This is a genomic window from Faecalibacterium sp. Marseille-Q3530, assembly GCF_017377625.1.
GTDB classification, from domain to species: domain Bacteria; phylum Bacillota; class Clostridia; order Oscillospirales; family Ruminococcaceae; genus Faecalibacterium; species Faecalibacterium prausnitzii_E.
On sequence record NZ_JAFREH010000007.1, the window covers coordinates 92,111 to 103,856 of the forward strand.

Sequence of the window (11,746 nt, forward strand, 5' to 3'; positions counted from 1 at the left end):
TTACCCCCTCAATGAATGTGTGAGTTTCTCGTAGATCTGGTCGGCCTGCGGCACAAACTCCGCCAGCATGGCGTCGGCCTGTGCATTCAGGGCGGCGGCGTGGGCTTTGTCGGCCATCAGCCGGGTGTTGATGAAGACATTGAGCCCGGCGGCCTGCAGAGCGGCCTTGCAGAACAGTGCAGCGCACCCGGCATCCGATACGGCCATCACACTGCCTTTTTCGGCGTATTCCGCCGCCAGCGCAATGCCCTCACAGCAGGCGGACATGATCTCCAGCGGCACAGCACAGGCCCCTTCCAGCGCGGCCTCCAGCACAGCGGCTTTGTGGGCCTGCTGCTCCGGGGTCTCTTTGGGCAGCTTGTAGGCTGCGGCCAGCGGTGTAAAGGCGTCGGCGTCGGCCTGTACCAGCCCTTCCAGCCGCTTGCGGAGGGCGGCGGCACGGCGGTTCAGGATGAGGATGTCCGCCTCCACGGCGGCATATTTTTTCTTGCCGACGGTCAGGCTGCCGACCATATTGCCAAGGGCGGCTCCAGCGGCACCCACCAGAGCTGCAGCCCCGCCGCCGCCCGGTGCCGGGGCACTGCCGGCAAGGTCTTCTAAAAACGCTTCACAGCTCAAATTCATCAGTTCCACGATAGATCCTCTCCTCTGTTGCAAATCCGTCCAGCTGCTGGTCGTGCGCGTCCACAGCGGCCTGTTCCACCCGCTGTGCCTCAAAGGCAGCGCCAAGCAGCACGGCGTTCCGGCAGCGGGGCAGGTAGCGGTCATAGTAGCCTTTTCCCATCCCGACGCGGCGGCAGGCGGCATCAAAGGCCGTGCAGGGCACCAGCACCAGGTCGAGCGCTTCGGGCGGGAGCAGCTGCGCCCGTTCCGGGATGGGGGTCTGGATGCCGTATGCACCCACCTCCCAGCCGTCCGGGCCGGGCACAGTGGCCGTCAGGGTGAAGCCCGCGCCGCAGATGGGGTAGGCAACGGTCTTGCCCTGCTGCACGGCCTCCGCCAGCAAAGCGGACAGGTCTGCCTCCCCGCCGAAGGCGGCATAGGCAAGGAGCGTCCGGGCGTTCTGAAAGCAGTTCAGTGCTGCGATGCGGCGGCACAGCGCGGCGTCTGCGGCAGAACGTGCGGCGGCGGAAAGCGCCCGCCGTGCGGCAATGCCCGCTTTGCGCTGGGCTGCTTTTTGCAGGGAATGATCCATCTGCGGTTTCCTCCCTTGTTTTCGCCGGAGTTTGTGTGGGTCGATTCTGAAAAGCTGCACAAACGCGGGAACGGATTTTTATACAGATATAATAAACGCTGGCCGCAAAAAAAGCAAGGGCTTAGGCGAAAATATGGTTGCGCATCGGGGCTGATTTTGTTATCATAAAGAGGAGGGGAGCAAGGCTCACTTCGGAGCCGCTCTGCCCGGAACGATCTGTCAGAGAGGGGTAGTAAAAATGTACGATGAAATGATGGACACCATCGGTCTGGTGGGCAAGGCTGACCCGGAGCTGGCTGCGGCGATGGGCCGCGAGCTGACCCGCCAGCGGGAGAATATCGAGCTGATCGCCAGCGAAAACATCGTTTCGCCTGCCGTGATGGCTGCGATGGGCACAGTGCTGACCAACAAGTATGCCGAGGGTCTGCCGGGCAAGCGCTATTACGGCGGCTGTGCCTATGTGGATGAGGTGGAGAACATCGCCATTCAGCGCGCCTGCAAGCTGTTCGGGGCCAAGTATGCCAACGTGCAGCCGCACTCCGGCGCACAGGCCAACCTGGCCGTCTACTTTGCACTGCTGGACGTTGGCGATACCGTCATGGGCATGGACCTGTCGCAGGGCGGCCACCTGACCCACGGCTCGCCGGTGAACATGTCCGGCAAGAACTACCACTTTGTTTCCTACGGCGTCAACGAGGACGGTGTCATCGACTATGCGGCGCTGGAAAAGCAGGTCAAAACGGTGCGCCCGAAGCTCATCGTGGCGGGCGCGTCGGCTTACCCCCCCGCCCTCGACTTTGAAAAGCTGGCCGAGATCGCCCACGGCTATGGCGCTTACCTGATGGTCGATATGGCCCACATCGCCGGTCTGGTGGCGGGCGGCTATCACCAGAGCCCAGTGCCCTATGCAGACGTTGTGACCACCACGACCCACAAGACCTTGCGCGGCCCGCGCGGCGGCCTGATCCTGACCAACAATGCGGTGCTGGCCAAGCGGATCAATTCCGCCGTCTTCCCCGGCACTCAGGGCGGCCCGCTGGAGCATGTCATCGCGGCAAAGGCCGTCTGCTTCGGGGAAGCACTGAAGCCGGAATTCAAGGAATATGCGCGCAAGATCGTGGAGAATGCACAGGCCATGGCGGCTGAGCTGCAGGCCCGCGGCGTGAAGCTGGTGTCCGGCGGCACCGACAACCACCTGATGCTCCTCGACCTGCGGGAGGAGGAGTGCACCGGCAAGGAGCTGGAAGCCCGCCTCGACAGTGTGCACATCACGGCCAACAAGAACACCGTGCCCGGCGAGATCCGCAGCCCCTTCGTGACATCCGGCGTCCGTCTGGGCACCCCTGCCGTCACGACGCGCGGCATGGGCCCGGCAGAGATGAAGATCATCGCCGACTGCATTGCCGACTGCATCTGGCACTATGACGAGAAGCGGGACGACATCTCCGCCCGCGTTCTGGCGCTCACCAAGGCGTTCCCCCTGTACGAATAAGAACGGTCAAATTTCCGGCACCTGCTGCACATCCTGCGGCGGGTGCTTTTTTACGCTTGACAAAAGGCGCACGGGCGTGTCATACGGATACGCGTGGTTGGATATTGCAAACCAAAAAGAATGCTGTGGCAGGCGGGGGGAAGAATGAACCGTGGGCGGCTTGTATCTTTTGCGGAAATCGGCTATAATGGGGCGGCAAAAGGATGAAAAAAGGAGACAACACCATGTGGATCTATCTGCTGCGCCATGGCAGAACGGAATACAACGCCCAGAAACGGTATCAGGGCCAGAGGGACATCCCGCTTTCGCCCGAAAGCGCGGCCCAGCTGCGGCGGGCGGACTTTTCCCCGGAGGTCGTCTACGTGACGCCGCTGCAGCGCACATCGCAGACGGCAAAGATCCTCTTTCCGGATGCAAAACTGGTGCCGGTAGAGGGGCTGAAGGAGATGAACTTCGGCCGGTTCGAGGGGCAGAAGTTCGTCCGTGTGGAGCAGGACCCGGAGTATCTGGAGTGGGTCCGGCAGAACGAAGCCAGCGCTCACCCGGACGGGGAGCGGAAGAGCGATTTCTGTGACCGCGTCTGCGCGGCGTTTGCCGCTCTGGTGGACAAGGCACTTGCCGACGGCGAGGAGCGGCTGGTCATCGTGGCGCACGGCGGCACCCAGATGGCCGCAATGGAGCGGTTCGCGGTGCCGCACAAGACCTTCCACGCATGGTGCGGCCCCAATGCGGGCGGCTATGTGCTGGATGCCTGCGACTGGAAGGCGGAACACATCCTGCACATGGTGAAAACCGTCCAGTACACGGAGGAAAACGCATGATGGAGCGCGGATTGCTGCATCTCTATTGGGGCGATGGAAAGGGCAAGACCACAGCCGCCATGGGTCTTGCGCTGCGCGCATTGGGCAGCGGAAAGCGTGTGGTCATCGTGCAGTTCCTGAAGGGCGGCAAAAGCGGCGAGATCCCGCTGCTGGAGCAGCTGGGGGCCAAAGTCTACCGCGGCAAGGCCGGGCAGAAGTTTGTCTTCCAGATGAACGACGCCGAAAAGGCGGCTACGCGGGCGCTGCAAAATGAAAACCTCCGGGCTGCCATGGCCCAGTCGGCCGATCTGCTTCTTCTGGACGAGGCCGGTTCCGCATGGGAACTGGATATGGTGGACAAAGAGCTGCTGCAATCGGCGGTTCTGCACCGGCCGGATGAGCAGGAATGCGTTCTGACGGCACACGCTGCGCCGCAGTGGATGCTGGATGCGGCGGATTACAGCACCGAGATGAAGTGCTGCCGCCACCCCTACCAGAAGGGCATCGCCGCCCGGCAGGGGATCGAATATTGAACAAGTGCCCCGCTCTCTGGAAAACCAGAGGGCGGGGCACGATTGTCATACGGTGGCCAGCACCGCCAGAATGCTCTGCCAGTGGGGGTTCTGCGCGGCAGGGGCGGCGCGGCGCGGGGCCGGGCGCTGGGCAGGAGAACGGACACCGTCCGCCGGGCGGGTGAAGGGCGAGCAAAGCTCCGCCTGCCACTGCGCGGCCAGCTCCATGGCCTGCGGGCAGTTTTGCAGGGTGCGGCGCTCGCTCCCAGCCAGAAAATCACCCAGCCAGCAGAGCAGCGCGGCGAGAGGCAGGCAGTCAGCGGCCTGCGTGCTCCAATAGCACCAGTGCCCGCCGCGGCCCACAAAGCTGTCCACGGTGATGAGTGCCCCTTCACGGGCCGACTGCGGCAGGGAAGGGCAGGAGGCGTCCGAAAGAAGTCGGAGCTGGTTCACGAGAAATTCCGTGCGGGCCGGGTCAAAGGCATCGTCCCGGATGCAGGCGGAAAAGTCCGCTGCGTCCAACAGGGCGTCCGCTTTGGTGGGGAAACGGCCGGTCATCTCGCCGGATGCGTTGTGGCACAACTGCCAGCCTTTGCGGAACAACTGGAAGTTGAGGTTGCGGCGGCCCATGGTGGAATAGAAGACCCGTGCGCGGCCGGATGCGTTCCGGCGCAGCTCGATGTAGGCATCCGCGCCGCCAAGGTCCTGCACCTTTATGCTCAAAATCAACGAGAAATCGCGCTTCTGTGCGGACATGACCTGGTGCATCTGCTCAAAGTAACGATTGGCATCCATAGCGGGTCTCCTTCCTCGTACAACCATTGATTCGTTTTTTTCTGGCTGTATTATAGCATAAGTTGTCACAAATTACAACTAAAAGTTTGAAGATTGCAAAAATATTTTTGCACATTGGGGGAAAGGGTATACACTATGGTTGTAACCAAAAGACCGGAGCTGCAAACATGCAGTCCCGGTCTTTTGGTGCGAGGAGTCAATCGCCCAGCTCGCGGATCTCGTTCTGGATGAGCTGCCCGGCCGCGCGGGCCAGCTGGTCCATGCCGCGGATGCGGGCCAGATCTTTGCCGTAGATGCGCTCGGCATCGGGGATGGAGCGGTCTTCGCCCATGAAGACAGCGGAGACCCGCAGCCCCTTGCGGCGGAGGGTGCGCACCTCGGCGGCGGCATCGTCCACACCGAAGGTCCCGCCGTAGTCGTGCCCCAGCGGGTTTTCCGAAGAGGGCGGCACACGGCGGCTGTCGTTGGGGGAGGCGTCCGTCAGCAGGATGAGCAGATGACGCGGCGCGGGGCCGGGCGCAAAGTCCAACAGGTCGCCCGCTGCCCGCAGGGCCAGGCCGTCGCGGTTCCAGCCGGAGGCGAAATACTGGTGGATGTTCTGCAGATTTTTGTCCGAAAAGCCTTTGAGCACCCGCAGGACCGTGTAGCCCCGCAGGCTGGAAAAGCAGCTGACCCGCACAGGGATGCCGCAGGCGGTCAGGCTCTCGGCAAGGATGACGCCCTGCGCCGCGATGACCTCCTGACAGTGCAAGCGAGAGGCCGACGCATCCAGCAGCAGGTCTACGGTGAAGGCGGGCTGATTCTCCTCCTCAGCGCAGCGGAAGACGCGGGCGTCGTCCAGCACAGGGGCCCGCCAGACCCGCACGGGGTCCAGACCGCCGCTGCGGGCCACCCGTGCATGGGGCTGCTGGTGCACGAGGATGCAGTTGCGGATCTGCTCGGTCAGCCGCAGCACGACGCTGCGGTGCAGCTCCCGGTTCTTGGCGTAGTAGGCGCGGTTCCGGTCGGCCTGCAGCTGCGCCTGTTCGGCCAGATGCTTTGCTTCCGGGGTGGGGGCCTGTTCGGGGCTGGGGACACCGGCAGCGAACCAGAGATGACACCCCAGATGATCGCCGGTGCAAAGCTCCTGCTCGGCCTTGCGCAGCCGTTCCGGCGGGTAGAGAGAGCGCCCGAAACAGCTCTCGATGTAGGCGCGGTCTTCGGCGGCGTTCTGCCGGAGGGTGATGTGGGCCAGCCGCTTGTCCACCGTCAGCCCGCCGCTGCCGGCGGCATCCACCGCGCTGGAGTGCTCGACCATGACGCGGGCGGTCTTGATCATCTGGGTGGGGAGCGTTTTGGTGGCAAGCGAAGCCAGAAGCCCTTCGAGATGCAGGTGGAGCGCGGCCTTTTTGTGCACGGTGCCGTCAAACAGCTTCGCGCGGGCAAAAAGGGCCAGCAGGGCCGGTTTCAGCGCAGCCGGTTCCGGCGGCGTCTGCGGGGCCAGCGCGGCGGCAAGGTCGGCTTCGTAAGGGGTCATCACCGGCGGGCGGCGGCCCTGCACAGTGCGCCAGCGGTCTGCCTGCATGGTGTAGACGAGCTGATTTTTGGCCATCCACTCCTGCCGGGAGAGCTTGTACTGGATGCCGAAAAAGTAGTCCGCATGGGCGCGGCGCAGCTCGGCCAGCACCGGGCGGCGGGGCAGCTCCAGCGCATAGGCTGCGCTTTCGAGGTAGAGCCAGGTCAGGTCGTCGAGTTCGGCCTCCCGGATGTCGCCATCCCAAAGCCCGAACAGGCTCCGGATGAGATCGTCGCCGTAATATTTGTGCACCAGGCCCACGATGCAGTTCATGTAAAAATCGATCGTGCCGTCGGTGTTGTGTGCAAGGAACAGCGGCTCAAACCCATAGGCACCGGCTGCCGCCCAGACCTGATTGGCTGCGCGCCGCTGTTCGGCGGTGTAGCTCTGCGCTTCCATCAGCGGAACAGCTTTGCGGCAGTGAGCTGCGCCGGGATGCGGGCGGCGATGACGTCCCGGATCAGCCCCTGCTCGTAGGAATCAAAGGCTTTGTTGGTGATGCCCATATCCAGCGCGGCCCCGGCCGGGACGCCCCGGCGGATCAGCCGCAGCGCATCCAGCATCCCGCGCAGATCGAGCGCCTTGGTGGAGATCTCCGCGCTGTCGCACTTTTTTTGCAGGTCGAGGAAGAGCAGGGCGAACTGGTGGACATAGTTTGCGTGCAGGTCGGGGAACTGGGCACGGAGCAGCTTTTCGAGGTTGTCCTGTGTGATGGTGGGCATCTGGATGACCACAAAGCGGGACGTCAGCGCCTCGTTCAGCTCGCGGGTGCCCGCATAACCGTAGTTCATGGTGGCGATGAAGCGGGTCTCCTCGGCCAGCGGGATGCGCTCATAGCCGGGCACGTCGATGGCGCGGCGGAAGTCCAGCACGGCGTGGAGGACGGCCAGCGCCTCGTTTTTGGCCATGTTGATCTCGTCCAGCACACCAAACCCACCGCACTGGGCGCAGCGGTAGACCGGGCCGGGCCGGAACTTGACCGCGCCGCCCTCAAACGTATCCATGCCGATGAGGGAAGCTGCGTCCATGTTCACATGGAACGAGATGTCCCATGCAGGGCGGCCGAAGGCGGCGGAGAGGTTTTCGGCCAGCACATTTTTGCCGGTGGCCTTGCCGCCTGCCAGCAGCAGGTTCTCGCCGCAGAGCAGCGCGGCCAGAGCCTGCTCCCAGACGTCCTTACCATAATAAGTAAAGGCCGACACCGGGATGCGGGGGCGCAGCGCCTCGGCCAGCGGGTGGGCTGCGCGGTATTCTTCCACAGCGGCGAGCAGTGCGGGATCGACGCCCTCCTGCCGCAGGGTATCAAGCAGATCAGACATGAACGACACCTTCTTCATGGGTTGGCAGTGCCAAACCGATTTTTCAGCCTTATCATAGCACAACCGCCGCCGTTTGTGTAGGGGCAGGCGGCTGAGAACCGGCAAAAATTCGCAAAGAAATTGCGGGGCCGATGAAATGGTGTTAAAATAGAGAAAAACGGAAGGGGACAACTGCCATGAGACACGAACACCGCCGCTGGAAGGTCTGCTTTGGGAAAAATTTCTGGGGAACACAGGAGGAAAACGACCCCGGCGAGGAACTGCGCGTGGACCGCGAATTTGAATGGCATGGGTACAAGTGGCGCATCCCGGCGGTCTACCGGTGCCGACAGGGATTGGTCGTGGACTTTGCGATGGAGGTGCCGCAGGAAGAACTGCGGGCCTATATGGAAAAATGGGGCCTGACCGAAGACGGCGAATGCAGCCGCACCCTGACCAGAGCCGAGGAACAGCAGATGGAACAGGAAAATCCGTTGAATGTGGGGTTCTGTGCGGAGCTGGAACTGAATGGGATGCGGCTGCATTCCAGAGATGGCTGTGGGGCAGGTTATCTTCCGGGAGAGATGGCCGGCAATGATACAGTCGCAGCGCTCCTGCGGCATTATGGGCTGGATGAAACGACGGTCTGGAAGTTCTGGCGGGAAAGCTACCCCTGGGCGACCCGGAGCCGGAAGAGCTGCCCGAAGCGCTTCCGTGCCCTGGAGGTGCGGCTGGAAGCGGAACTGGAACAACACCCGGCGGAACGGTTCCGGACCCCTGCGGTGGGCGGGTCGGTGACGCTGCACGAACCGGGAAACGCACAGACCTATCAGCTGACTGCATTGGATGTCCGGTCGGAAACGCTGGAACTTCCGGACTGTGATGGCTGGGAGTGGCCCAACCGCTTCTGTATGATGACCTACCGCCTGACCCCGGCTGCCGAAAATTTCTTCCTCTCCGACTGCGCTGAGGGGGACCACCCGCGCCGCCGACCCCGGAATCTGCCGCCCGAACGGGCAGCGTTGGAAAAGAAGTATGGACTGGAACCGCAGGGGGAAGGGGATGCGGCCATCGCTGTCATTGGCGGGGCCGACGGCCCGACGGCGGTGTTCTGCACGGTGCGCGGGAGTGCAGACGAGGCAGAAGGTGTGGCTGCGGCGTGTTCCTCCTGCTATTTTGAGCCGGTGGAGCCGGAACACATCACCTGGCAGGCGGCATTCTGCCGAAGACCCTGCGCTGGTGCCGTGGTTTCCCTGCTCACAGCGCCCTGATGCCGCAGCACGGTGCGGGGCTGCGGTTTCAGAAAACATGAAAATGCGAAAATTGCGCAGTTCCGATTGACAAAATGCTGTGTTTATCGTATAACCTATATAGAGAAAGTCTGCCCGGAACCGGCAAGACTGGAAAGTGAGGCAGCAACGATGAAGCAATTCCTGAAGCGGCTGATGCTCGGTGTGGTGACGCTGGCAATGCTCTGCTGCGTGACGCCGCTGGCATTTGCGGACAACCCCAACTATTACACCATCTATCTGGAGCGGCAGGGCGGCATCGGCACCCCGGAGTACATCTTCGTCTACCGCATCAAAACTTCGGATGGCACGGAGATCTACCGGACTTCCAGACTGCCCACCCCCACCATGGAAGGCTACCTCTTCGATGGCTGGTATACGGATCTTGTGGGCGGCGATAAGATCAAGCCGGCTGAGTACGAGTTCCAGGAAGATGGGCAGACCCTGTATGCCCACTGGACGCCTGTGTCGGGCGAGTCCACCGCGAAGCCGGAGCCGGAGGCGGCCGAACAGCCCGCCAGCACCTTCCGGCTGGAGGACCACCTGGGCGAGATCCTGATCGTCGGAACGACGGTCCTGGTCGTGACACTGGTTGCGATGCACGGCTGAGTCGGCCTGCATTGCTGAAACACAAAAACGAATCGAATGTTTGAAAGAGAGGAATCCCTGTTATGAACGAAATCAAGATGCCCGCTGCTTTTGCCGAGATCGACGAGAACGAGATGGTCTACCTGAACGGTGGCTCGATCACCGATACCGAGGCCTGGAAGATCTTCCTGAACGTTGGCACCCTGTTCAACTACATCGCCCGCGTCTTCTCTGCTGGCAGCTCCATCGTCAACAACGTCAATGTCATCGTGACCACCATCCACACCCTGAACGGCTTCAAGCTGACCAGCAAGAACTAAGAACTCCTCCCCAAAGAGCAAGACTTGCAGAGAGCTGTTTACCTGCACCACGGGCGGGCAGGCGCGGTATGCCCTGCGCTGCGTCCGGACGGACAAATGACCGGCTCCCTTGCAAAATGTACTCGCTTTCCCACCGGAAGGCGAGTATTTTTGTGTTATCCACACCGAGAGGAGGACGACACATGGGGGAAGGCGTTCGGGCGGCATTCGGGCTGGCCGGTGGGCTGGCGCTGTTTTTGTTTGGGATGGAGAACATGAGCCGGGCGTTGCAGCAGGCGGCAGGGGAGCGGATGCGGGGGTTCCTGCGCCGCATCACCCGCACACCGTTCACCGGGGCGCTGGCAGGGCTGCTGGTTACGGCGGTGCTGCAGAGCAGCTCGGCCACCACGGTGATGGTCATCGGGTTCGTCAGCGCCGGGCTGATGGAGCTGCCGCAGGCCGTGGCCGTGGTGTTCGGGGCCAATGTGGGCACCACCATGACGGCCCAGCTGGTGGCGTTCCGGCTGGCGGACTGGGTGTTCCCCATCCTGTTTGCGGGGGTGTTGGTCTGGCTGCTGGCCCGGCGGGAGCGGACGCGGCAGCTGGGGCTGGCGGTGTTTTCGTTCGGCCTGCTGTTCGACGGCATCGAAGTTTTGTCCGGCGCGATGGCTCCGCTGGCCGAACACCCGGTCTTCCTCCGCTGGATGACCCAGGTGCGGCATACGCCGCTGCTGGGGCTGCTGCTGGGCACCGGGATGACGCTGGTGGTGCAGAGCAGCTCGGCCACCATCGCGGTGCTGCAGCGGGCCGCACAGCAGGCCGGGCCGGACGGCATCCACAGTGTGCTGGGGCTGGCCGGTGCCCTGCCCATTTTGCTGGGGGACAACATCGGCACGACCATCACGGCGGTGCTGGCGGCGGTGGGTCAGCCTACGGATGCCCGGCGGACGGCGGCAGCGCACTGCTGCTTCAACCTGTCGGGCAGCGTGGTCTGCCTGCTGACTCTGCCCTGGATGACAAGGCTGGTGGAGGCCGTCTCACCCAAGGGGCCGGAGCTGGAAGTGCTGGCGCGGCAGATCGCCAACGCCCACACCCTGTTCAACCTGCTGTGCACACTGGTGTGGCTCCCGCTGACGCCGGTGATGGTCCGGCTGGTCTGCAAACTGGTGCCGCAGCCCCAAAGCTCCCGCTGAAACGGCAAAACCGGCGGTTTTTCTGCAAAGAGAGCCGTTTGTCCATTGACAAGGGTTCCCGGCTTGTCGTATACTGACAATGCCTTGAAAAAAATGCCGCACACTGCGGTGCAAAAAAGAGGAGCGAAAGAATATGAAAAACAACAACAGCATCAAACCAGTGGTCGCCGTCGGCATCGGCGCAGCCCTGTTCTTTGTTCTGGGCCGGTTCGTGGCCATTCCCAGCCCGGTGCCCAACACCAACATCAGCCTGCAGTACGCCGTTCTGGCCCTGCTGGCCGCGATGTACGGCCCGGTGGTCGGCGGTCTGATCGGCTTCATCGGCCACACCCTGATCGACCTGTCCTGGGGCGGCAGCCCGTGGTGGAGCTGGGTCATCGCTTCGGCCTTTGTGGGCGTTGTGGTGGGCCTGTTCGCCAAGAAGCTGGACCTGCAGGAGGGCGAGTTCGGCAAAAAGAAGATGGCCGCCTTTACGGTCGCCAACATTGCAGCCCATCTGCTGGCCTGGATCGTGGTGGCCCCGGTGCTGGATATCCTGATCTACGCCGAGCCGGTCAAGAAGGTCTTTGCGCAGGGTGCCTTTGCCGCTGTGTCCAACATCATCACCGCTGTGGTGGTGGGCGGCCTGCTGGTGCTGGCCTACACCAGGACCATCGCCAAGAAGGGCTCTCTCGACCAGGAGTGATCCTGGCCGGAGCGACTCTGGATGGAACCCGTAGCCTTTCCCTCG

General features: G+C 62.9%; 13 protein-coding genes. 8 read left to right on the plus strand and 5 right to left on the minus strand.

Going from position 1 to position 11,746, the window contains the following annotated elements:
- Both J3350_RS07775 and J3350_RS07780 read right to left on the minus strand, forming a co-directional pair.
- A complete protein-coding gene (locus J3350_RS07775) occupies window positions 1-633 on the minus strand; it encodes a cyclodeaminase/cyclohydrolase family protein (protein ID WP_370569281.1) in 633 nt (210 codons plus the stop codon).
- Entirely contained in the window at window positions 608-1,195 is a 588-nt protein-coding gene (locus J3350_RS07780) for a 5-formyltetrahydrofolate cyclo-ligase (protein ID WP_207686236.1), read from the minus strand. Before J3350_RS07780 ends, J3350_RS07775 begins: the two co-directional genes overlap by 26 nt.
- Before the next feature lie 238 nt (window positions 1,196-1,433).
- On the opposite strand from J3350_RS07780, the gene glyA reads away from it, so the two are divergent.
- The 3 genes from glyA (at window position 1,434) to J3350_RS07795 (ending at window position 4,020) form a co-directional block, all read left to right on the plus strand.
- Window positions 1,434-2,687: a serine hydroxymethyltransferase gene (gene glyA, locus J3350_RS07785; protein WP_207686237.1), complete on the plus strand. Its 1,254-nt coding sequence runs from the start codon at window positions 1,434-1,436 to the stop codon at window positions 2,685-2,687.
- Window positions 2,688-2,911: 224 nt separating this feature from the next.
- On the plus strand, window positions 2,912-3,508 hold the full coding sequence (locus J3350_RS07790) for a histidine phosphatase family protein (protein ID WP_207686238.1): 597 nt from the start codon (window positions 2,912-2,914) through the stop codon (window positions 3,506-3,508).
- Window positions 3,505-4,020 carry a cob(I)yrinic acid a,c-diamide adenosyltransferase gene (locus J3350_RS07795; protein WP_207686239.1) on the plus strand — a complete coding sequence of 172 codons (516 nt, stop codon included), beginning with the start codon at window positions 3,505-3,507 and terminating at the stop codon, window positions 4,018-4,020. The genes J3350_RS07790 and J3350_RS07795 overlap by 4 nt, the downstream gene beginning before the upstream one ends.
- A gap of 45 nt (window positions 4,021-4,065) precedes the next feature.
- On the opposite strand, the gene J3350_RS07800 is transcribed toward J3350_RS07795, so the two are convergent.
- The 3 genes from J3350_RS07800 to J3350_RS07810 form a co-directional block, all read right to left on the minus strand.
- Window positions 4,066-4,794: a hypothetical protein gene (locus tag J3350_RS07800; protein WP_207686240.1), complete on the minus strand. Its 729-nt coding sequence runs from the start codon at window positions 4,792-4,794 to the stop codon at window positions 4,066-4,068.
- Between the two features lie 196 nt (window positions 4,795-4,990).
- Window positions 4,991-6,748, minus strand: a complete 1,758-nt coding sequence (locus tag J3350_RS07805; protein ID WP_207686241.1) for a hypothetical protein — start codon at window positions 6,746-6,748, stop codon at window positions 4,991-4,993.
- Entirely contained in the window at window positions 6,748-7,668 is a 921-nt protein-coding gene (locus tag J3350_RS07810; RefSeq protein WP_207686242.1) for an AAA family ATPase, read from the minus strand. Before J3350_RS07810 ends, J3350_RS07805 begins: the two co-directional genes overlap by 1 nt.
- Before the next feature lie 176 nt (window positions 7,669-7,844).
- Between J3350_RS07810 and J3350_RS07815 the strand changes: the two genes are divergently transcribed.
- The 5 genes from J3350_RS07815 (at window position 7,845) to J3350_RS07835 (ending at window position 11,701) form a co-directional block, all read left to right on the plus strand.
- Window positions 7,845-8,918, plus strand: a complete 1,074-nt coding sequence (locus J3350_RS07815) for a hypothetical protein (protein ID WP_207686243.1) — start codon at window positions 7,845-7,847, stop codon at window positions 8,916-8,918.
- A 150-nt stretch (window positions 8,919-9,068) separates the two neighbouring features.
- Window positions 9,069-9,545: an InlB B-repeat-containing protein gene (locus J3350_RS07820; protein ID WP_207686244.1), complete on the plus strand. Its 477-nt coding sequence runs from the start codon at window positions 9,069-9,071 to the stop codon at window positions 9,543-9,545.
- 62 nt (window positions 9,546-9,607) lie between these two features.
- Window positions 9,608-9,844, plus strand: coding sequence for a hypothetical protein (locus J3350_RS07825; protein ID WP_207686245.1), 237 nt, complete (start codon window positions 9,608-9,610; stop codon window positions 9,842-9,844).
- Window positions 9,845-10,026: 182 nt separating this feature from the next.
- On the plus strand, window positions 10,027-11,016 hold the full coding sequence (locus J3350_RS07830; RefSeq protein ID WP_207686246.1) for a Na/Pi cotransporter family protein: 990 nt from the start codon (window positions 10,027-10,029) through the stop codon (window positions 11,014-11,016).
- A gap of 133 nt (window positions 11,017-11,149) precedes the next feature.
- The gene (locus tag J3350_RS07835) at window positions 11,150-11,701 is read left to right on the plus strand and encodes an ECF-type riboflavin transporter substrate-binding protein (RefSeq protein ID WP_207686247.1); all 552 of its coding nucleotides are present in this window, start codon (window positions 11,150-11,152) and stop codon (window positions 11,699-11,701) included.
- Window positions 11,702-11,746 lie beyond the last annotated feature (45 nt).